The following is a 20,683-nucleotide window of genomic DNA, read 5'->3' as shown; positions in this document are numbered from 1 at the left end:
TGCGCTATGACCCAGCACACACCCGCCATCAGGCTGACCCGGGCGACCAAGGTCTTCCCGGGCGCCGGGGGCGGCACCTTCACCGCGATGCGGGACGTCAGCCTCGACGTCGCGCCTGGCGAGTTCGTCACCGTGGTCGGCCCGACCGGCTGCGGCAAGTCCACGACTCTGTCCCTGATCTCCGGGCTGGAGCCGGCCAGCGGCGGCGAGGTGGCGGTCGCCGGGACGCCGGTCACCGGCATCCCGCGGTCGGTGGGCTACATGTTCCAGCAGGACGCGGTGCTGCCCTGGCGCACCGTGGTCGACAACGTCGCGCTCGGCCTGCACTACCGGGGCGTGGCCAAGGCCGAGGCGCGCGAGCGCGCCCGCACCTGGGTCGACCGGGTCGGGCTGGCCGGGTTCGAGAAGTACTACCCCCACCAGCTGTCCGGCGGCATGCGCAAGCGCGTCGCGATGGCCCAGACCCTGATCACCGAACCCGAGATCATCCTGATGGACGAGCCGTTCGGTGCCCTGGACGTGCAGACCCGCGAGCTCATGCAGGCCGAGCTGCTGCGGCTGTGGTCCGGCTCCGGCGCGGCGGTCGTCTTCGTCACCCACGACCTGACCGAGGCCATCGCCCTGGCCGACCGGGTCGTGGTCATGACCGCCGCCCCGGCCACCGTCAAGTCCGTCGTCCCGGTGACGCTGCCGCGCCCCCGCAACGTCGACGAGATCCGCCTGCAACCCGAGTTCCTCGACCTCTACCGCGAGGTCTGGGAATCCCTGCGCGAAGAGGTCGAGATCGCGCGTACGAGAGGAGCCGTCCGTGGCTGAGCTGGCTACACCGGTGCCGCTGAGCACCGCCGCGACCAGGGCCCCCGGCCGTGATCGCCGCCGCTGGGGCGTCTACGGCGGCCGCGCGGCCCTCGTCGCGCTGTGGCTCGGCTCGTGGGAACTGGCCGGGACCTACTGGATCGACCCGTTCTTCTACTCCAAGCCCAGCCTGATCTGGGACAAGCTCGTCACCTGGTTCACCGAGGGCACCTCGTACGGCACCGTCTGGGAGCAGATCTCCTACACGCTGCAGGAAGCCGTCTACGGGTTCATGCTCGGCTCGCTGGTCGGCGTCGTGCTCGGGGTCGTGCTCGGCCGGGCCCGCTACCTGGCCGACGTGCTCGCCCCGTTCATCAAGGCGGCCAACGCGATCCCCCGGATCGTGCTGGCCACCATCTTCGTGATCTGGTTCGGCTTCGGCATGAGCTCGAAGGTCGCCACCGCGTTCGTGCTGGTGTTCTTCGGGGTCTTCTTCAACGCGTTCCAGGGTGCCCGCGAGGTGCCGCGGGTGATCCACGACAACGCCCGCATCCTGGGCGCCTCGCGGATGCGGATGATGTGGACGGTCGTGCTGCCCAGCGCCACCTCCTGGATCCTGGCCAGCCTGCACACCGCGTTCGGCTTCGCGCTGATCGGCGCGATCGTCGGCGAGTACACCGGCGCCGACAAGGGCCTGGGCATGCTCATCGCCCATTCGCAGGGCACTTTCGACTCGGCCGGCATCTACGCCGCCATGATCATCATGACGGTGCTGGCCCTGCTCGCCGAGGGCGTACTGACCCTCGTCGAGAAGCGGCTGACCAAGTGGCAGCCGCACTGACCCACCCTTCCCCCCTCGAAATCCCTCCACCCCTTCGCAAGGAGCAACGATGCGCAAGTCCATCGCGCTGGCAGCGCTGCCCGCGCTGATCCTGGGCCTGGCCGCCTGCCGCGGCACCTCCCCGTCCGAGCAGCCCGCCGCGGGCGGCACCGAGACCGTGACCATCATGGTCGGCGGCCTCGACAAGGTCATCTACCTGCCCGCCAAACTCACCGAGCAGCTCGGCTACTTCAAGGACGCGGGCGTCAACGTCGAGCTCAAGAGCGAGCCGTCCGGCGCCGACGCCGAGACCATGATGCTGGCCGGCCAGGTCGACGGCGTCGTGGGCTTCTACGACCACAGCATCCACCTGCAGGCCAAGGGCAAGTGCGTGCAGAGCGTCGTCCAGTTCGCCGACGTGCCCGGCGAGGCCGAGGTGGTCGCCACCGCCAAGGCCGCCACCATCACCTCGGCCAAGGACTTCGCGGGCAAGAAGCTCGGCGTCACCAGCCCCGGCTCGTCCACCGACATGATCACCCAGGGCCTGGCGGTCAAGGGCGGCGTGCAGCGCTCGCAGTACACCATCGTCAAGGCCGGTGCCGGGGCGACGTTCATCGCCGCCATCGACAACGGCGCCATCGACGCGGGCATGACCACCGACCCGACCATCGCCAAGCTCACCAGCACCGGCAAGGCCAAGGTCATCATCGACATGCGTACGGAGGAGGGCACCCGCGCCGCGCTCGGCGGCCTCTACCCCGGCGCCTCGCTGTACATGCCGTGCGACTACGTCGCCGCGCACAAGGCCGCGATCCAGAAGATGGCCGACGCGTTCGTCAAGACGCTGAAGTTCATCGACACCCACACGGCCGCCGAGATCGCCGCGAAGATGCCCGCCGACTACGCCGGCGGCGACTCCGCCCTGTACGTGCAGTCGATCAACGACTCGAAGGGGATGTTCACCGCCGACGGCGTCATGCCCGCCGACGGCCCGCAGACCGTCCTCGACGTGCTGAAGGCGTCGAACCCGGACGTGCAGGCCGCCGCCTCGATCGACCTGGCCAGGACGTTCACCACCGAGTTCGTCAAGGCCGCGTCCTGACGCAGAACTAGACGGGCACGCGACACCCTGCGGGCACGTCGACGTGGGCCGCACCGGGATCGAAGACCCGGTGCGGCCCACGAGACGTCCCCGGCAAGCGGGTCTTCGCCGCACCGGCATCCGAGGCCGCTTCCGGTCGCACCGTCGGAGGTCCTGCCCGCCAGGGTGGGCGAGGTCGGACTCTGCTCCGGTGGTGTCGCAGGAGCCCGGTCACGGTGCGGCCGGCGATCCTGCCCGGTGCCGCCGAAGCCGGACCCGTTCACCGCCACGGCCGTGGGCGAGCGGGGTCCCACCTGACGTCATCAGCCGTCAGCTTGGCATGATCGGCGGCATGCCTCTGCTGTTCTCGTATGGCACGTTGCGCGACCCGGCCGTGCAGCAGGCCAACTTCGGCCGTGAGCTTGCCGGTCGCAGCGACGCGCTGTCCGGGTTCCGAGTCGACCTGGTGGAGATCACCGACCCGGATGTGCTGGCGGTCAGCGGCCAGAGCCACCATCCGATCGTGGTGGCCTCCGATGTCCCCGCCGATCAGGTCGCGGGCATGGTGTTCGAGGTGAGCGATGCCGAGCTCGCGGCCGCCGACGACTACGAGGTCGACGACTACCGGCGGATCCTGGTGACGCTGGCCTCCGGCGTGCGTGCCTGGGTGTATGTCCAGGCGTAGGCATCCGGCCGTGCAGACGGTCAACGGGACGCGTCCAGGTGCTGGGCGGCGGCCGGGCCGATCGCGGCGGTGATCTGGGCGGTGGTCATGAGCTGGACGCCGATGCCGGCGACCTCCCGCAGGCCTTGTGCGCTGACCTGCGACACGGCGTCGGTGGCCAGGACGATGCGGTAGTCGCGTTCGCTGGCCTGGATGAGGCTGGCGCGCGGGCAGTTGGGCAGATTGCAGCCGGCGAAGGCGAGGGTGTCGACGCCGAGATCGCCGAGCAGCGCGTCCAGGGCCGTCTGGTAGAACGCGCCCCACCGAGGTTTGAAGATCACATGTTCGGCGGGGCCGAGCTGCTGCGCCCGTCCGGCGAGCAGCGCGGCGGGGTCGAGCAGCGCGGCGGGGTCGGGAGCCAGGCCGGGGGCGAGCTGGCTGCCGGGCGTGCCCGGCGCCGCGATCTGCGCCCCGTCGGACAGCAGCGACCTTCGGACGCGGTCAGCGTTGGCGCCACCGGGTTCGTATAGGCGCACGACGTGCACGACCGGTCTGCCCGCGGCGCGGAAAGCTTCGGTGAGCAGCCGCAGATTCGGCAGGATCTCGGTGGTCCCTGCCAGCCCGTACGGGCTTTCGGACAGGAAGTCGACCTGCATGTCGATGGTGATCAGGGCAGCGGTGCCCCAGCGTGGGGCCAGGTGCGGGTCGGCCGGGGGCAGGTCGGTCATAGCGGCGGGCTCCTGGAATCGGCGCGAGGGTTATCCGGGGCTGTGTCAGGGGTGTCCGACGATGAGGCGTAGCGATCCGATGAACGCGGACTGGTCGCGCAGCGCGCCGTGACCGGCGTCCCACGCCCCGGATGCGAGGTCGGCTCGCAGCTGTTTTGCCGTCTGGTCATCACGCAGCGCTGCCGGTGTGGTCGCGACGGGATGCGTCAGTTCTGCGATCCGCATGCCATGACGGTAAACCCGTGCCCACGGGTACAGGTCAAGCCGAAGGTCGGCTGGGCGGCGACACCGAGACGGGGCCGCCGCCAGCAGATATACGCCGTCGTCAGCGGCAGCAGCCCCGCCGCCTCTGGTCTCACGTCCGTGTCCGGCGTGTTGCGAGACGGTTGTTGCCCTGTCGTCACACCCGGCGGCGCTGCCGGAAACCCTGCTGTTCTTCCCTGGGAGGGTGGAGGCCTCGACGCTGCATGCCCGAACCGAGAAGCCTGGGCCCGCGCCGCACCACCGAGGGGCGCTGCCGTGGCGGCAGGCGCGCGACCTGGCCGCGGACCTGCCGCAGCGGCTGGGGGCCCAGCGCATGCCGTTGGCGCAGGCCGCCGGTCGGGTGCTGGCCGCAGATGTGCGCTCGGCGCTGATGCTGCCCGGCGCGGACACTGCGGCCATGGACGGTTACGCCGTCGCCGGGGCCGGTCCGTGGCGGCTGGTCGGTGCGCCGCTGCTGGCCGGTGGGCAGGGCATGACGCGGCTGGTCGCCGGTGACGCGGCGGAGATCGCGACCGGCGCCGTGGTGCCGCCGGGAGCGAACAGGGTCGTGCCGTACGAGCAGTGCGTCTGCGACGGGCAGACGGTGACAGCGGTCGTGGAGGGCAAGGCCAATATCCGGCGGGCAGGCGAAGACCTGCTCGCAGGCGATGTGCTGGCCGTGGCCGGCACGACTGTGCGCGCGGCGGTGATCGGTGCGGCCGCTCACGCCGGGGTCGACGAGGTGCTGGTGCGGCATCGGCCGCGAGTGCTGCTGGTCGTGACCGGCGACGAACTGGTCGACTGCGGCCTGCCGCAGCCGGGGCAGGTCCGCGACGCCCTCGGGCCGCTGGTGAACGCGTTCGTGCACCATGCGGGCGCCGACGTGGTCCGTGCTTGCCACGTGCGCGACGAGCGCTCGACGTTGGCCGAGGCGCTGTCCGGCGGCGGCTGGGATGTCGCGGTGGTGACCGGCTCGTCGTCGGTGGGCCGGGCCGACCACCTGCGAGCCGTCCTGGGCACGGCGGGGGCCGAGTTGGTCGTGGACGGAGTGGCGTGCCGACCGGGCCACCCGCAACTGCTGGCCCGCATGGCTAACCGTGGCAGGTGGGTCGTGGGTCTGCCCGGCAACCCGTATGCGGGCCTGGTCGGTTGCCTCACACTGCTGGAACCGCTGCTGGGCGCCCTGTCCGGGCGTACGCCGCGGCCTGCGCTGATGCTGCCGCTGCTGGGGGATGCCCGACCCGGGTTAGGGATCACCAGGTTGGTGCCGGTGCGGCTGGCCGGAGCGCACGCGCGAGTGGTCGACGGCGCCCGCCCGGCCAGCCTGGCAGCGGCCGCCGGTGCCGACGCGGTCGCGGTGGTGGACCAGGATTGGATCGCCGGGCAGCCGGTGGAGTTGCTGCCGCTGCCGTGACCTCATGCCAACGCGGTCGGCATGCACGGTGGGCGGGTTGTGGAAATGCTGCAACCTGTTGCCACCCAGCCGCCTCGGACTGCCGCAGCCGGGTTCTGCGCCATGGCCTGTCGGTGACAGGCCATGGCCGTGCCGAGCAGCAGTGCCGAGCGGCCACACGGTGGCAGCGGCGCCAAGTGTCAGCTCAGATTGCCGGGACCTGCTGGAGGGCCGCCGCGAGCGCCTCCGCGTTCTTCTTGTCCACGCGGGGGAAGGTGAGGGCCACGCCGTCGCCCGCAGAACCGAACGCGATGCGCAGCAGGCTGACGATGCCCATCTTGACCTCAGCGAGCGAGGCGTCGGCGCGGTCCACCTGGCCCAGGACCTTCTTTCCCGGGCCGCCGAAGAAGGTCTGCGACAGGAAGATCAGCCGGTGGCTCGTGACCACGACGAACTGCCGGCGGTTGGCGATCAGCGCAGCCCCGACTACCCCCACGCCCTCGACGAGCATGGCCTGGCTGACGACCGCCCCGAACCGGCCGGACGAGTACTTGCCGACCGTGGTCCGCGACGCCGCGACCGGCTGCTCGCCGGCCTGCAGGAACGGCGCCACCCGCTCGAACGCACGGGTCTGAAGCTTCTGTTGCATGCTGTTCTCTTTCTTGCCACTGTTCCTTGCGCGATCATGCCGAGGCTAGCGACCTGCGGGTTCGTCACCATCGGATGATCGGCCGGGGTGCAGCGGGGATCGGCTGAGGCGCCCTGGGCCGACGATCACCTCACGGATGGCGATGATCCGCGAGTGCCCACGTACTCACGAGGGTGTACGGCGGCTGCTGCGGCAGTGTTGATCACACTGGAGGCCATGTCCGCCCGCAGCCCCCAACTGACATCTGACCTGCCCAAACGAGGTAGCTACAGAATGATTTGATCAAGACGCGAAGCGGTGGACATCGCTTGATCCTGGACGTCAGCCAAGACAAGTCAGGATGCGGTGGCCGCCGGTCACGGCGTAGACCTTGTCGTGCGGTGGCAGGTGTTCGAAGACCTGGTCGCCCGAATCTCGGCACGGTTCGCCCGGTCGGAGAGCCGCCAGACCGCACGGGACCTGTTCATGGGGCTGTTGTCGCAGGTCGAGCGGAGGAATGGCTGGCCGGACATGCCGGGCGCGACACCCTGCACCGATGCCGCGACTACTGCGCGCCGCGGCCTGGGATCACGACCGTGTCGCCGAGGACCCAGGTCAGGTCGGTGACCCAGGGCAAAGCGAGTCTTTGAGAAGGTTCGCTAAAGCAGCAGCAGCCATTCGTTGATGGCGGCGAAGTCGGTGTCGGTGAGACCTCGGCGAGGGTCGACGCGATGCAGGAGGGCTCGTCCCTGATGGTGCGCAGCCACCCAGGCCTGGTCGGTGTCGGTGATCTCGTCGTCGACCCATACGAATGAGCGTCCAGCCGCCCAGCCGACCAGGCCGCGGGTCTTCCAATGCAGCCCGCGTTCGGTCTCGTCCTCGTCGGGCCAGTTCACGACCGGCAGGCCGGGCAGGCCGATCCGAGGTGCGATCACCTCGTTCGCGTCGGTCATCCACATGGTGGCCCACACCAGGTCGCAGGGCAGCTGTGCCAGTCGGCGTCCGTGGTCGGGATTGAGCCTGGTCAGCAGTGGGTTGGAGCCAGGCTGGGACTGCTCCGGGTGCCCGTCCATTGCGTGTGTGAGCGGCATCCCGAACGGAATCAGCGGTCCGTCGACGTCGAGGAACAACAGCGGACGCTCGGCGGAACCAGCCATGACCGCAGGATAGCCGGGTGATCGTGGCAGTGGCCGGCGTCCGACGTCGGCGGCAGTCACCCATCAGTCGAAGACGTACGCATGCCGGCGTCGGGCGGACGCGTCCGGACTGAGGCGGCGGACCATGCCGCTGATCACGGCCCAACGGATCGTCGCTTCGGCGTTGGCTGGGTGTCGTTCGTAGTCCGCGCGAGCCTGTGGCGGGCAGTCAACCTGGTTCGTTTACAGGTACCACGTACCCGCTGCGCCACGATGCGTCGGTTCCGAGGCCACCCCGACCCGCTAACTTCGTCGAGCCGGTACGGCGTGTGCGTCGTCCTCGCGGTCCAGACTCGGCTGTTCGACCTCGTCGGCGCCAGGACCCAAGATCGTCGCCGCGGCGTTCGGTATGGATCTCCAGGCCGCCATGCATTGCCTCGCAGACGGGGTTGACCGACTCGGGTGCCTGGCCGATACCCTCCCGATCACCATCGCCAACCGCCGGTTCCAGGAGGTCACGGATGACAAAGATGTCCATCACCTGGACCCTCAGCGGAAGGGGCTGGGCCGACTGCCTTGTCGCCGATGAACAGACTCAAGCTGAGAGCACAGCTTCGTACATCACTCTGGCACCCAATGAACTCCTGGAGGCCGTCACCCAAGTAGTCCTACGGGAAGGCGAGGCACGGGCCCAGCTCGAGGCGGAACCCACTGCCTATCGCTGGATCTTCTACCGGGAACGTGACCAGGTCTGGATCCAGCTGCTCGAACTGCCCGACGGAGCACACCACGACAAGGCCGGCACCCAGATCTGGAGCAGCTGGCAGACCGTCGACTCCGTGGCCCGTGCCTTCATCTGCGGATTTGACGAGGTGGTAGCCGAGCATGGGGAAAGCCGTTACCGGGACAAATGGGGAGATCCGTTCCCGCGGGACGAACTGGAGAAGCTCAGGACCACCTGGCGCCAGTTCAAGACGGCGAACCCGTGAAACCGAGTTGTCCTCACAAACGGCCAGAATCGGGCGCTAGCCACTCATGCGCAGCCTGAGCAAGCCGGCGAGCGAGATGTCCGCAGTCATCACCCACCGCGCTGGTGACATGGAGGACTACACCCCCGGCAAGGTCCCCGGCCTTGTCGCCGAGCTCGACGCCTACGTCGATGACGAGCACCCCGACGTGTCGGTCTCCCACGACGGCGGCTGGACCCTGTCGGCCTTCCCGAGCGGCCTGGTCGTCTGGGAGAACCTCGAAGAGGACGGCACGCCGCGCCACCTACTCGACGTCACCCGTGCACACCTCGTCGGGCTCATGACGTACTGCGGGGAAGGGCAAATCGACCAGCTTGAAAGACTGCCTTGGCGGGAGGGCTACGGCTGACTGCCACCTGCCGCTACCGTACTAAGCGTTGTTCTCCCATGGCGGATGGAGCAGGAAATCCTCGCTGGGGAGGACATGGTGCTCGGGAAGGCACAGGCGAGCGGCTTCCTGCACCCATGCGTCAGTGTCCGTCTGCTGCAGTTCCCGCACGAGGGCATGCAGGTCCGTGAGGCGGTATCGGCGGACGGCGGTGACGCCGTGCGCCCGAAGCAGCGGATCCGGATCGCCGAGCAGCGGGCGGACGGCGTCATCGAGAGTGCCGTAGGGCAGATCGTCTCTCTTGAGCCACCAGGTCCCGGCCAGGTGGTATGCCGCCCGGCGGCGCTGCTCCAGGTCGGGGTGGACCAGTTCTGCCAGCGCGTCGGCGATGGTGAGCCGGTCCAGGGTGTCCAGTGCGTGCAGGTCTACGGGGTTGCGGGCTTTGGCGTGACGTGTGATGTCGTCAGAGAGCGCCTGGAGGGTGTCGGGCTGGTGGCGGCCTCCTGATCGCCACCGCAGGAGCCGCCACAGTTCGGCCCGTACCGTCGGGTGGGGGTCGGTGGTGGCGGCGTCCGCTAGCGCTGCCCAGATGTGGTCACCGGTCGTCGGAAGTCGCAGGAGCGATTGCCCGGCTCGGGCGCGGCGGTGCGCGGACGGATCGTCGCTGAGCGCGGCCAGGAGTGCTGTCTGGTCTAGGGGTAGTCGTTCGCCGAACCAGCCGCAGTCGTACCCGGCGACGGCTTCGTCCAGCCACCGCTCATACCAAGCCAGAAAGTCGGTGTCCTCGACCACGTACGGGCCTGCGGGTCCCTCGTCGTCGAGGTTGAACAGCCGCCCTCGCGCCGGTCCGGTCACGACCAGGCGGGTGTACAGGGAGCAGCCGTGCCCGGAGATCTTCATCGTGCCGCGCAGGAACAGCGGGCCGCCGAAACCGGGAGGCTGCTCGTGGCGTTCCTCCCAGTCGCCTAAGTAGCGCGGGCCGGGAAGGTAGGGGCTCGACTGTGCGAGGTGGTCGGGGTGGCAGCGCGGGCCGCAGGACTCGGCGAGGCTGTAGAGGCGGTAGCCCGGCCCGGCGCCCCCGCTGCCGATGCGGGTCACGAAGAGCCGGTATGCCTCGGGCAGGACGATCCTGTGGTGTGCTTCGAAGTCGGCCACCGCTGCCTCGGGCAGTGGCGGAGCCAGCTCGAAGTCGTGCGCGTCTGCGCCGAAGATCTCCGGCGGCTGGGGCATGGCCCGCACAGCGGCTAGCTTCTCGGCGATCCGCCGCACGCGGATGTCTGTCTCCGACATCGGCCGAGCCTACGAACACCGGCTGACAAAACAGTTTGAGGTAGCCCGTCTGGTCCGGCACGAGGACTCCGTTGCGATGGCCGAGGTGTTCCACCACGAGTCGCGCAGGTCAGCGGCGACGGCGTCGGTATCCCACACCGCGGTGCGTAGCAGCCGCTGCATCCGGTCCGGACTCGGGTGGTCGGCCAGCCGCCATCCGTTCTTGCGCTCGATTGGCGCCAACAGGCCTACAAGTAGGTCGCGGACCGTACGCCTGGGTTCAGAGCGAGCGAATCGGGTGCCGATGCGGGTCAGGACCTCCTCGAACACCCGCCGCGACGCGGCAGGGTCTAGCCTGTGGCCAGCGCCACCGCAGATTCGGTTGTCCTCACAAGCGGCCAGGATCACGTGGTGGCCGCCCTCGCGCACCCGGGCAAGCCGATGATTCTGCGGCCAGCACCGGTCGCCGCAGCGTGGTTGCACTTGCCGCCGTTTAGCATCTTCGAAGGGTGCCATGTATGGATCGAGGACCCAGCCGCAAGGGCCCGATCACGCTGTGGCGGGCCACGGCGCAGGCGGAGCTTGACCTCTTGGCGGCGACAGGATGGAATGCCTGGTCAGCATCCCTGGCGGGCCGACGCTTCGACGCCTACCTTGAACGCAGCTCGGCCGAACACATCGCGCAGACCTCGCTGGCCGCGACGACCGGCGTCGGCTACGTCACCTCGTTCGAAGTGCAGCCGACCTTCGTCGACCACTGTCTCCAGTACCGAATCGGAGACGGAAGCAACGCCGTGTACAACCTTCCGGAGGCGGAGATCCCCAGCCTCAACGAACACCTCGTAGGGACGATCATCGAGCAGGCCGACTATCGCGCGGCCTTGGACGACCAGGAGTTCGCGGGCGGTCAATCTCCGGCCTTGCCTCCATCGTGGCGCAGCTACCTACAGCACTCGTCATGGTTCAGACGCGGTTGGCTCCCAAGCGGCTGCTACCTCTGGCTCTACACACCCCGTGAAGGAATCGAACTGACCGAGGCTTGGGGCGAAGACGGCGTCGGCGCGCATCCAGGCATGGCGATCATCGGTGGTAACGGCTCCCGAGAACACCTCGCCGTAGACCTTCGGCACGACGATCCGCCTGTCGTGCTCGTCGACGCCTTCGCAAGCCAGGGCTGGGAAGATGCGCTGGAGCAGGCCCCCGGCGTGGCGAACTTCATCGACCGGCTGAAGGCTGGCACCTTCGAATTCGCGTGGGAGTAACGCATCGCGGCCACCTGCAGCAGGCCCTCCCCGCACAAACCCAACGCGAACTTCAGAAATACCCACGGCGCGTGACCATGGCATCCTCGGTGCGCGAATCAACTGGCAATCACTGGTTTCGGACACGGAACGTACATGCTGCTGCCGTACTAGGATCCGGGGCGTGGTCAGGGAATGGGCGTCGTTGCGCAGCAATGACCCTGAGGTCCGAGTCGAAGCGCTTTCGGCGCTGTACTACCGTGCGATGGACGGTGACGGCGCCTCCAGACAGGCGCTGGCCGATATCGCGGCGGATCATCGGGCCTTCCCTGTCGACGTCTACAGCCGGGCTTTGAACTGGACGTTCCTGTTCCCGCCCGGGGATCTGACCGGACCGTTGCTGGAGGCGCTCGCCGACGAGGAGTACGGCTGCGCGCCCTACGTCGCGATGGCCTGCGGACGGCTTCGGGTGCGTGCCGCCGTGCCGCTGATCCTTGCGCTGCTCGACGACCCGTACCAGTTCTATCGGGGCATGGCGTGCACTGCGCTCGGCGAGATCGGCGATCCGGCGGCGGCCGCGGCGCTGGCCCACATGCTCGACGACCCGTCCGAGCACGTGCGGGCGGAAGCCGCCAACGCGCTCGCCGAGATCGGCGGCCAGGAGGCCGTCGGCCATCTGTGGGCGAGGCTCGCCGCGCACCCCGCCCCGTCGCAGGCCGGGCACCTCGCCTCGGCCATCGCCAACGCCAGGCCGGGCAGCTTCGACCGGCTCGTCGCGACAGCCGCCGACGACGACCCCGAGCTGCGGCACTGGGCCGCGCGAGCGCTCGGCGCGACCGGCGACGACCGGGCCGAACCGCTGCTCGAACGGCTCGCCGAGGACACCGGCACCGTCTGCACCGGCGGCCGGGTCAGCACTGCGGCCCGCCGAGGTCTGAAGACCCTGCGCCGTCTGCAGGCCCGGCGCGCAGTCGGCGACACCTCGTAGGATGCCGCCCGTGACGACCTTCGACGAGGCCCGTTGCCGACGACCGCGGCCCGGGTTTCGGACCGGGCCGCGTCTGCTGTCGTCTTCCGTCTCGTGTCAGGAGTGCTTCGAACCCGGACCGTAGTGCCACAGCCGCACGTAGACCGTGCCGGTGCTGGCGTTGCGGTTGTAGATCTTGCCGCAGATGCGCCACTGGGTCATGCCGCTGCCGGACTCGCCCTCGGGGTCGGTGGCCAGGATCGCGAACTCGTCGGTCTTCGGGCTCGAGTCCATCTTGGGCTTGGCCAGGAACTTCAGCACGAATGCGGTGCGCTCCTGCTCGGTCAGGGCCTCCGTGTGGTCGTGGAAGTCCTCGATCCACTTGACCGAGATGGTCGTCGCGCCGACGAGCTCGGCCCGGATCGCGGCCTTGCGGTCCTCGGCGGCATCCTTGAGCTCCTCCTTCGCGACCTTCGCGTAGTCGATCAGGATGGCGGTGATGACGCCGCCGGTCAGCTCGACCTGGTAGCGCCGGCCCTTGCCGATGGCGTTGCGGGTCTTACCGCCCTGGTGCGCCAGGACGACACCCTGGTAGACGCCGTCCTGGCCGACGGCCTGCAGGCTGTCGTTGCCGATGACGTCGATCTTCTCGACGACTGTTGGTGTGGTCATGCCCGACAAGAGCAGGGCTCGCAGGCTGCTGATACGGCCTGTCGGGCTTGTGTCAGCGACGGTCAGGAAACCGAGAGTACGGGCGCAGACCATGGCAGTGGCGTCGTGGCGTCGCGGTCAGCCCGGCCCTCCTGCGAGTTGCAGCCGTCGCACACCACGCCGGAACGAACATCGCCGCCAGGGTGTGGTCGAGGACGAGCGTGCGGGTGGTCGCCGCAGCTGGCGACCTTGTGGTGCTCCGGTTGCGACGGCTGACTCAGCGTGCGCTGACGTCGTCGGCGACGTCGTGCAGCAGCCGCAGGAACTGCGCCACCATCGGGGTGGGGCTGTGGTCGGCCAGGGACACCGCGTGCACCTGGCGGCCGAGGCCGGGGCTTGCCAGTCGCCGGTGCACGGTCCCCGGCAGGTGGGTGAGGGCTAGCCGAGATACCAGTGCGACGCCGATCCCGGTGGCGACGAAGGCCTGCGCGACGTCGTACGACTCGGTCTCGAAACGGATCTTAGGCAGGAAGCCGGCTGCGGCTGCGGCCCGGTCGAACTGGGCCCGCGCGGCGTGACCGGCCCGGATCGCCACCCATGCCTCGCCGCGCAGCTGCTCGAGACCGATCGGCGCGCCGGGCTCGGCGGCGAGCGGGTGCTCCGCGGCGAGCACCACCACCATGGGGTCGGTCAACAACGGCTGGAGCGCGACGTGGTCGGGTGGGACCGGCGGCCGGTCCCACGACGCGATGACCGCGACGTCCAGCTCGCCGGCGGCCACGGCCGGGATGCCGCGCTCGGAGACCAGGTCCATGATGGACAGGTCGGCGTCGGGATGGCGGTGGCGCAGCGCGGTCAGTGCCGGCGGGAGCAGGCGCAGCGCCGCGGCCTGGAACGCGCCGATGCGCAGCCGCACCGACAGCCGTCCCAGCAGCGCGTCTAGCTCTCCAGCTGCCTGGACGGTCGCGGCGTCGACGATCTGACCGTGTACGGCCAGCGCCAGGCCGGCCTCGGTCAGCGCGGCGCCGCGTGGCCCCCGGCGTACCAGTTTCGCGCGGCAGTCTCGCTCGGCTCTGGCCACCTGCTGGGTCACCGCGGCGGGCGTGACGCCGAGCACCTGGGCGGCGGCCGACAGCGATCCGTGCCGCTCGATCAGCGCGAGCAGGCGTAGCACGTCCGGGCCGAGCATTAAGCAATCTTACAACTGCGCCCGGTCTGTTTAACTTCTCTGCAGAGCGCGGGCCTGGGACGGTGGAGCCATGCCCACGCACCTGCCACTGTTCATCGGCACCACCTGGTTGCTGGCCATGCTCCCCGGCGCCGGACAGGCGCTCATGCTCCGCCAGACCCTGCATGGCGGGCCCCGGACCGCCTGGGCCAGCATCGCGGGGACCTGCACCGGGCTGCTCGCCTGGAGCACCGCCGCGGCGGCCGGGCTGTCGGCGGTGCTCCTGGCCAACCCGCACGCCTACGCCGCGCTGCGGATCGGCGGGGGAGTCGTGCTCGCCGGGCTGGGTGTGACCACGCTGCTGTCGGCGTACCGAAAGCGCAGCCCGCAGCCGACGGCGGACACGGACCCCCGACGGCCGGGCTACGGCCGCGCCTACCTCGCCGGACTGGCCACCAACCTCGGCAACCCCAAGGCCGGGGTGTTCGCGATCTCGCTGCTGCCCCAGTTCCTCACCGCCGACGGCCCTGTGTTCCTCTCCAGCGTCGCGTTGGGTGCGCTCTGGGCCCTCGTCACCGCGGCCTGGTATGTGGTGTTCACCTGGGCTGTCAACCGCGGGCGTGTCTTCGCCGCTCGCCCGGCCGTCCAGCGCCGCCTGCAGCTGCTCACCGGCGGCACCCTGCTCTGCCTCGGAGCGGCGGTCGCCGCCGGTGTCTAGGCCGGTCCGCCGCGCCCCCGTCAGACAGGCGGCTCCTGCCCCCGGACCACATCCGGCGGGCAGGAGCCGCCGTCGATCAGGCGACGGTGACCGAGACTCGGTTGATCACTTATCCGGCGGGCGGCGGTGCGCAGACGGCCACAACACCGATGGTGCGGGCCACGGTGCCGTTGTTGCGCAGGAATCCGCCCGCCGCCACCGTGTAAGGGGTAGTCAGGACGTGGTGGCCGGCGGGCGGACGCCGCAGACGGCGTAGTGGGCCAGGTACGACATAGCTAGGAAGTCCCACCGCTGCCCAGGGTCTCCCCAAAGCAGGCCACGAGCCCGGGCAGCCGAACCGGTATCGCGGCGACGTCCTCCTCCCCGAACCGGCCGTCCCACTCCGAGCCTCGTGTGCCGTCGGTCGGCCCACTCATCATGGCTTCGTGGAAGGCCTCCTCATCACCGGTACGGGCGAAGTAAGCCTCACCTGCGGCGGAGAGGATCTCCTCCCCGCGTAGGTGGTCAGGCGGGGCGTGACCGGCCGCGATCGCCACGACGTCAGGATGGTTCGCGAGGCTGTCCGGATCGGCCGTCACGCGGTCGAACGCCTCCCGGCCCAGACCGATCAGCCCCGCCTTGAAGTAGTCGAAGGTGTCGTCGGACAGGTACCCCGTAATCACGAGGCACGCGGCGCAGAACTCCCACCGGTCGACCCGCTCCTTCACCGACCAGCAGAGATGCGCGAAGTCGACGATGCGCTCAAGTGGCAGCCTCGTCAACCGCCGTACCAGCGCCTGCCCGATCGCCCCGGCGCTCGGCCGCGACGACTCGGCGCGGGCGTCCTGTCTCGCCTGCTCGACCAGCCCCCAGAACTCGTCAGCCTCCACCGGGCGACTGTAACGAGCTGGACGGCTGGCGCGGCCGCTGATCCAGTCCCCGCCCGGAGGTCAGCAACATCAGTCGATGATCCAACATGTGGCCCGTGAGTGATGCCCAGACGGTGGTACTCGACCTCGCACACGAACTCGAGAGGAAGGCGGCGCACGGCAGGCGACTGTCTTCCGAGGAGCAGGCCGTGACCGACCTGGCCTGGATCGACACCGCGGTGTCGCCGAACGGCTTCGAGGGCTGGCTGGACATGACGCCCGTCGCCCAGATCGCTTCCGCGCTCGCAGCTCTGGACCTGGTCGGCGCCGACGACGTCAAGGCTCTCGTCACCCAGGCACTGGCCATCGTCGGACTCGACCCCGCCACCATGTCCGACCCGCAACGGGAGGCGCTCGTCGACTCGCTGTCGCCGAGCACCCGCAAGGCACTCGACCAGCTCGGAAGCGCCCTGTTCGACCTCATGGACGCCTACATGGAGCGCATCCGCACCTTCATCGAGGCCAACCCCGACCACATCCACCCCTGACCGCCGCCCACTCCCATCTTGACCGTGCTGTTTCGGGGAAACCGCATGAATTCGGCCCGTGATTCCAGCACTTTCCCTGAAACCGCACCGATGTGGTTGGGCGGGGGACCGGCGGGGCGGATGGAGGTCAGGTCACGGCACGCCCAGATGGGCCAGGATGTCGGCCATTCGGGCCACCGGTAGGGCCGGATCGGCGGCGGCCTCCCGTGCGGTACGCGGGTCCGTCAGTTCGGCCTCCCACTCGACCGGTCGCGGTAGCGGCCGTATGTTCTCCACCTCGGTCCGGTCGCTGGCCAGCTCGCCGCGCTGCTCGGCGGTCAGGTCCGACCGCAGCGACACGGCGTGCCGTACCAGCGTTTCTGGATCGCCAACCAGCTTCGCGATCTGTTCAGGGGTGAGATCCGGCCGCCCGGCGACACCGGCCCGGACGGCGGGCCGGGCGTCGCGTAGCAGTCTCGAGACGACGTCGCGCGGCGTATGCCGGTTGCCCGCCAGCGACCGCAGCGCCCCCGGTTCATCCTGGTCCAGCACCTCGGCCAGCGCGGCGGCCGACAACCGGCGGATGCCCGCATGGGTTGCCAGGTGCCGCCCGGCTTTTCGGATCTCGTGGACGTCGATCACCTCGGCGTCGAACGCGTCGATCCGGGCCACCTCGGCCCGTACCAGAGGATCAGGATCGTCGCGCAACCGCTGCCATGACTGCGGGTCGGTGCCGTAAACGGTCCAGCAGGCACCCGCCCTGGCGCGCGCCGACGGGTGCATAGCGGCGCGGCCCGCGATGTAGCGGACGTTCGGCGCGGAGAACAGTTCGTTGCGCACGTCGAAGTCGTCGTCTGCGAGCAGCGCGTCGACCAGCAGGTCGCCGAGCGGGAACAGCGGCAGCAGGCCCAGATTGCCAGCCAGCGCGAGCCTGCCGTCGCGCCACGATTCCGGTATCGACGAGTTCGACCGCGGCTCGCGAAGGTTCTGGTTCTCGGCCAGATAGGCACGCGGTCGGGGATCGGGGTGCAGCCGGATCACCGCGACGATCCAGGACGCCAGCTGGCGCCGCCCGCACAGCGTCAGCCAGCAAGACTCGGCCTCGGTCGCCAGCAGCCGGATCAGCAGGTGCGGTGGCGTCGACGAGTTGGCGGCCAGGCCGTCCAGCAGTTCGGTGCGCCACGCCGGAGGCTCGGTCACGGCGGCACACGCTACCGGCGCGGGAGCCCTGGCGCAGCCGGGGTTCAGGTCACCCGACGACGAGGGGTGGGCGGCGGAGCAGCCGATCCAGACGGTCGAGGTCGCGGCGTCGGCGGGGAGTTCGAGCGTCTCGTACGCCAGCCGCAGCTCGCCTGGAGTAGTCGCTCGTTGACCGACTGCGGTCGTATCCGGTCACGGCCTCGCCTCAGCCAACGCCTATGTCATGCCGGAGGCCGACGTCCTCGACCGTGTACGTGCCGCTCGGTCCTGTCTCGTCGAGGTTGAACAGCCGTCTCGTGGCGGGCCGTCACGATCAGGCGGGCGACTCCGGCCGGGTGCACGAACGCCGACCAGACAGACTGCCCGGCAACCATGGCGGCCTCGGGACGGAGGTCGCGCGGTGCGTGATCGCCGCCGGGGTCGGGGAGCGGAAATGGGAGCACAGCCGCTCCCTGATCGGCTTCCCTCCAGTGAGCGCGGAGAAGACCTTCGTGCCGAGCAGCGCGCGACCGCAGGCTCACGGCACCTGGAACGGCTCGCCGCACACGATGGTCTGCGGGCTTCCGGGCGGGTACAGCCCATTGGCGGTGACCGGGTTGTCGTCGGTCACCTCGGTGAACCCGACGCAGAACACCACCGTCCGGCCGCTCAACGGGATCGGTGTGTGCTGGGCGGACACCGGATGGTCGGGTTCCACCTGGAGCGGCACCCGGAAACTGTCCGACCTGCTGGCGCCCGGTTCGAGCACGGAGCCGCGGATGCGTTCGGTGGGTACGCGGACGCCGCCGCATTCGCTGGTGTCGGGGGTCTGGCAGGGGTGGATGATGCGCCGGGAGAGTTCGATCACTCCGTCGTCGCGGACGCTGATCTCCGTCGGCCCTCGCGACCAGCCGGGTTGTGCCGGGTCGGTCCAGCCCCCGTCGTAGACCACCAGCGGGGCGTCGGACCGGTTGGCCAGGGTGTACTCGACCGAGACGTCCCCGCCGGTCGCGGCGGTGTGCACGGTCAGGTCCAGCTCGGGATCACTCGAGCAGGCAGCCACTGCCGCCGCGACGAGCAGCAGGGCGACGACGTGGCGCGGTCGGATCACCAGCCGTCTCCCGGGTACGTGGCGTAGGTGTCGCGTTCCTGCATGCCCATCTCCCGGCGCAGTCCGTTCTCGGTGTACTGGATGGGGTGGTCGGGGTCGAGCTGATCCGGCGTCGCGGGGTCGCCGTCGTGGTCGAAGGGGAGACCTGCCGCCTGCCGCTCGCCCTTCCGGATGCCGTCGTCGGGGCCGCCACTGATCTTGTCGTCCTGGAAGGTGTCGTTCCAGTAGTCGTAGACGTGTCCGAGTTCGTGGTAGAGCACCACCGAGGGCCGGCCTCGCTCGGAGTCGAAGGTGAAGGCGGGGTTGTACTGGATGACGGAGTCGGAGTTGGCGAGTTTGTGGCCCTTGTTGGCGTAGCCGTTCTCGTCACTAAGTTCTTTGATGGTCAGGGTGTTCTCGCCGAACAGGAAGTTCGGGTCGCGCTTGTCCTGGAGGTTCTCCAGCATCTGCTGGCCGGTGGGTGAGGCGCGGTACATGTCGAGGTCGGCCAGCACCCGCTCCTTGAACTCGTCGGAGCCTTCGATCTTGATGAACTGCGCCTTGTCGCTGATCTCGACCTTGACGTCCGAGGTCACGCCGTCGACGGTGTCCTCGTCCTGGCGGTAGGCGGTGTCGCTGCCGCCGCCGGCGACGATGCTGTCCCTGCCCTGTCCGCCGTAGTAGACGTCGTCGCCGGTGCCCCCGGTCAGCCTGTCGTCACCCTGACCGCCGGACAGCACATCCTTGCCCGCACCGCCGTAGATCGTGTCGTTGCCCTTGGCGCCCTCGAGGTAGTCGTCGTCCTCGCCGCCCGACATCTGGTCGTCGCCGCCCAGGCCGTACAGGGTGTCCTGGCCGGAACCGCCGGAAAGGACGTCGTTTCCGTCCTGGCCGTCGATGTAGTCGATGCCGGAACCGCCGGAGATGTAGTCGTCGCCGCGGCCGCCGTAGAGGTCGTCCGTTCCCTGTCCACCGAAGATCTTCTCGCTGCCGTCGCCGCCGCGGATGGTGTCGTTGCCGGCCCCGCCGAGCAGCGTCACGCTGATGTTGGAGCCCTTCGGCACCTCGATGGTGTCGTTGCCCTCGCCGCCGCGGATGGTGACCGGGGTGCCCGGCGGATAGTAGTAGTCCGCGCCGTCGACGGTGATGATCACATCGCCGGTCTGCGGGTCGATCCTGACCTTCACGTTGTTGTCGCCGGTGCCGGTGTTCACGACCGCCCGCCCGTCCACCATGATCACCGAGACGCCGTCGGTCGCCTCCGGGGGCAGCGTGAACGGATCGGTGGTACCCGCGACGACCGTGCCCCAGTCGACCGCGATCGCGTTCCAGCCCACGTGGTCGAAGCCGCTGAGCTTCTGGGCCAGGGCCTGTTCCAACTCGCTGCGCAGGGTGCCGGCCTCGGCGATGGCACCGATGATCAGCTTCTGCTCCTGCTCGCTGCTGGGATAGAACGTGCCGCCGACGTCGCGGAAACTGACCTTGCCGTATTCGGCGTCGAGCGATCCCTGGTATCGCTGGAGCAGGCCGGCTATGTCATCGAGGTGACCGGCCAGCTTGTCCGCGTTGGCCTGCAGCGCGTCCACGCTGGAGACGAGCTTCGTCTTGTGTGCCACGTAGCTGTCGCGGGCCGGGCCCGACCACTGGGAGCCGACCAGGTTCTTGGCGTCGGTGTCGATGTCGTCGCCCAGCGTCGTGGCGGACTTGCCGAACCGCCGCCACGCCGAGGCGGCGCTGCTGATCCGGCCCGGGTTCGCGTGCAACTGCCAGGTCGACTCGGCCGCCGTGATCGGCGGGAAGTACTCCTGGTCCTCCGGTGGGACTCCCATCCGGCGACCTCCCCGTGGTCAGATCGGAATGTTGTGGTACTTCTGCCGCAACTTGCGCTCGGCTTCCTCATCGGCCTGCTGGTAGGCGAAAGCCACCCGCAGCAGGCTCTCGTTGTCCACCTCGAGCACCGCGCCCAGCCGCTCCACCGCCGTGCCCGCGATTCCCTCCACCCCGTGGTAGGCCTCGCTCACGCTGGCGGCGCTCGCCACGTTGCCGAAGTCGGAAGTGGACAGCACCGTGTCCGCCCTGACGCTGCGCAGCGCCGCCGCAAGATCCTGCGAGCCGTCCAAGCAGGACTGCGCAACCCGCGCCAGCTCGACCGGATCGGCCCGTACCTCCCCGCTCATGCAG

23 protein-coding genes are annotated in these 20,683 nt (G+C 69.5%); 11 read left to right on the top strand and 12 right to left on the bottom strand.

Going from position 1 to position 20,683, the window contains the following annotated elements; translation table 11 throughout:
* The first annotated feature begins 6 nt into the window (after positions 1-6).
* The 4 genes from Cs7R123_RS03510 (at position 7) to Cs7R123_RS03495 (ending at position 3,381) form a co-directional block, all read left to right on the top strand.
* Positions 7-816 (top strand): ABC transporter ATP-binding protein, encoded by an 810-nt coding sequence (locus tag Cs7R123_RS03510; RefSeq protein ID WP_212823357.1) that lies wholly within the window; start codon positions 7-9, stop codon positions 814-816.
* Entirely contained in the window at positions 809-1,636 is an 828-nt protein-coding gene (locus Cs7R123_RS03505; protein ID WP_244871591.1) for an ABC transporter permease, read from the top strand. The genes Cs7R123_RS03510 and Cs7R123_RS03505 overlap by 8 nt, the downstream gene beginning before the upstream one ends.
* A 49-nt stretch (positions 1,637-1,685) precedes the next feature.
* Positions 1,686-2,717, top strand: a complete 1,032-nt coding sequence (locus tag Cs7R123_RS03500; RefSeq protein WP_212823355.1) for an ABC transporter substrate-binding protein — start codon at positions 1,686-1,688, stop codon at positions 2,715-2,717.
* Positions 2,718-3,048: 331 nt separating this feature from the next.
* A complete protein-coding gene (locus Cs7R123_RS03495) occupies positions 3,049-3,381 on the top strand; it encodes a gamma-glutamylcyclotransferase family protein (protein WP_212823353.1) in 333 nt (110 codons plus the stop codon).
* 20 nt (positions 3,382-3,401) lie between these two features.
* Here Cs7R123_RS03495 and Cs7R123_RS03490 read toward each other — a convergent pair whose 3' ends face one another.
* Both Cs7R123_RS03490 and Cs7R123_RS03485 read right to left on the bottom strand, forming a co-directional pair.
* Entirely contained in the window at positions 3,402-4,088 is a 687-nt protein-coding gene (locus Cs7R123_RS03490; protein ID WP_212823352.1) for a cysteine hydrolase family protein, read from the bottom strand.
* A gap of 45 nt (positions 4,089-4,133) precedes the next feature.
* Positions 4,134-4,313 (bottom strand): hypothetical protein, encoded by a 180-nt coding sequence (locus Cs7R123_RS03485; protein ID WP_212823351.1) that lies wholly within the window; start codon positions 4,311-4,313, stop codon positions 4,134-4,136.
* Positions 4,314-4,536: 223 nt separating this feature from the next.
* Between Cs7R123_RS03485 and Cs7R123_RS03480 the strand changes: the two genes are divergently transcribed.
* The gene (locus tag Cs7R123_RS03480; protein ID WP_212823350.1) at positions 4,537-5,745 is read left to right on the top strand and encodes a molybdopterin molybdotransferase MoeA; all 1,209 of its coding nucleotides are present in this window, start codon (positions 4,537-4,539) and stop codon (positions 5,743-5,745) included.
* Between the two features lie 184 nt (positions 5,746-5,929).
* Here the strand turns inward: Cs7R123_RS03480 and Cs7R123_RS03475 are convergent, their stop codons facing one another.
* Positions 5,930-6,373, bottom strand: coding sequence for a hypothetical protein (locus Cs7R123_RS03475; protein WP_212823349.1), 444 nt, complete (start codon positions 6,371-6,373; stop codon positions 5,930-5,932).
* Positions 6,374-7,011: 638 nt separating this feature from the next.
* A complete protein-coding gene (locus Cs7R123_RS03470; protein ID WP_212823348.1) occupies positions 7,012-7,509 on the bottom strand; it encodes an HAD domain-containing protein in 498 nt (165 codons plus the stop codon).
* A 509-nt stretch (positions 7,510-8,018) separates the two neighbouring features.
* Here Cs7R123_RS03470 and Cs7R123_RS03465 point away from each other — a divergent pair.
* Both Cs7R123_RS03465 and Cs7R123_RS03460 read left to right on the top strand, forming a co-directional pair.
* A complete protein-coding gene (locus Cs7R123_RS03465) occupies positions 8,019-8,477 on the top strand; it encodes a hypothetical protein (protein WP_212823347.1) in 459 nt (152 codons plus the stop codon).
* A 46-nt stretch (positions 8,478-8,523) separates the two neighbouring features.
* Positions 8,524-8,865 (top strand): hypothetical protein, encoded by a 342-nt coding sequence (locus Cs7R123_RS03460; RefSeq protein ID WP_212823345.1) that lies wholly within the window; start codon positions 8,524-8,526, stop codon positions 8,863-8,865.
* Between the two features lie 21 nt (positions 8,866-8,886).
* On the opposite strand, the gene Cs7R123_RS03455 is transcribed toward Cs7R123_RS03460, so the two are convergent.
* Positions 8,887-10,134, bottom strand: a complete 1,248-nt coding sequence (locus Cs7R123_RS03455) for a hypothetical protein (protein WP_212823343.1) — start codon at positions 10,132-10,134, stop codon at positions 8,887-8,889.
* Positions 10,135-10,631: 497 nt separating this feature from the next.
* Between Cs7R123_RS03455 and Cs7R123_RS03450 the strand changes: the two genes are divergently transcribed.
* Positions 10,632-11,375, top strand: coding sequence for a hypothetical protein (locus tag Cs7R123_RS03450; RefSeq protein ID WP_212823341.1), 744 nt, complete (start codon positions 10,632-10,634; stop codon positions 11,373-11,375).
* 163 nt (positions 11,376-11,538) lie between these two features.
* The gene (locus Cs7R123_RS03445; RefSeq protein WP_212823339.1) at positions 11,539-12,342 is read left to right on the top strand and encodes a HEAT repeat domain-containing protein; all 804 of its coding nucleotides are present in this window, start codon (positions 11,539-11,541) and stop codon (positions 12,340-12,342) included.
* A gap of 96 nt (positions 12,343-12,438) precedes the next feature.
* Here the strand turns inward: Cs7R123_RS03445 and Cs7R123_RS03440 are convergent, their stop codons facing one another.
* Both Cs7R123_RS03440 and Cs7R123_RS03435 read right to left on the bottom strand, forming a co-directional pair.
* Positions 12,439-12,993, bottom strand: coding sequence for a hypothetical protein (locus Cs7R123_RS03440; protein ID WP_212823337.1), 555 nt, complete (start codon positions 12,991-12,993; stop codon positions 12,439-12,441).
* Positions 12,994-13,249: 256 nt separating this feature from the next.
* On the bottom strand, positions 13,250-14,161 hold the full coding sequence (locus tag Cs7R123_RS03435; RefSeq protein ID WP_212823335.1) for a LysR family transcriptional regulator: 912 nt from the start codon (positions 14,159-14,161) through the stop codon (positions 13,250-13,252).
* A 70-nt stretch (positions 14,162-14,231) separates the two neighbouring features.
* On the opposite strand from Cs7R123_RS03435, the gene Cs7R123_RS03430 reads away from it, so the two are divergent.
* Entirely contained in the window at positions 14,232-14,858 is a 627-nt protein-coding gene (locus tag Cs7R123_RS03430; RefSeq protein WP_212823333.1) for a LysE family translocator, read from the top strand.
* Between the two features lie 275 nt (positions 14,859-15,133).
* On the opposite strand, the gene Cs7R123_RS03425 is transcribed toward Cs7R123_RS03430, so the two are convergent.
* The gene (locus Cs7R123_RS03425; RefSeq protein ID WP_212823331.1) at positions 15,134-15,727 is read right to left on the bottom strand and encodes a DUF4240 domain-containing protein; all 594 of its coding nucleotides are present in this window, start codon (positions 15,725-15,727) and stop codon (positions 15,134-15,136) included.
* 86 nt (positions 15,728-15,813) lie between these two features.
* On the opposite strand from Cs7R123_RS03425, the gene Cs7R123_RS03420 reads away from it, so the two are divergent.
* Complete coding sequence (locus Cs7R123_RS03420; RefSeq protein ID WP_280517275.1) at positions 15,814-16,254, top strand: DUF4375 domain-containing protein; 441 nt, start codon at positions 15,814-15,816, stop codon at positions 16,252-16,254.
* A gap of 132 nt (positions 16,255-16,386) precedes the next feature.
* On the opposite strand, the gene Cs7R123_RS03415 is transcribed toward Cs7R123_RS03420, so the two are convergent.
* The 4 genes from Cs7R123_RS03415 to Cs7R123_RS03400 form a co-directional block, all read right to left on the bottom strand.
* Positions 16,387-17,433: a hypothetical protein gene (locus Cs7R123_RS03415; RefSeq protein WP_212823329.1), complete on the bottom strand. Its 1,047-nt coding sequence runs from the start codon at positions 17,431-17,433 to the stop codon at positions 16,387-16,389.
* Between the two features lie 517 nt (positions 17,434-17,950).
* A complete protein-coding gene (locus Cs7R123_RS03410) occupies positions 17,951-18,523 on the bottom strand; it encodes a hypothetical protein (RefSeq protein ID WP_212823328.1) in 573 nt (190 codons plus the stop codon).
* Positions 18,520-20,331, bottom strand: coding sequence for a M91 family zinc metallopeptidase (locus Cs7R123_RS03405; RefSeq protein WP_212823327.1), 1,812 nt, complete (start codon positions 20,329-20,331; stop codon positions 18,520-18,522). The genes Cs7R123_RS03410 and Cs7R123_RS03405 overlap by 4 nt, the downstream gene beginning before the upstream one ends.
* 18 nt (positions 20,332-20,349) lie before the next feature.
* Positions 20,350-20,679, bottom strand: a complete 330-nt coding sequence (locus tag Cs7R123_RS03400) for a hypothetical protein (RefSeq protein ID WP_212823326.1) — start codon at positions 20,677-20,679, stop codon at positions 20,350-20,352.
* Positions 20,680-20,683: the final 4 nt, after the last annotated feature.

Source organism: Catellatospora sp. TT07R-123, assembly GCF_018327705.1.
Classification (GTDB): Bacteria; Actinomycetota; Actinomycetes; order Mycobacteriales; family Micromonosporaceae; genus Catellatospora.
Note: the sequence above shows the minus strand (reverse complement) of the source record. Positions and strands in the feature narration are given on the sequence as shown.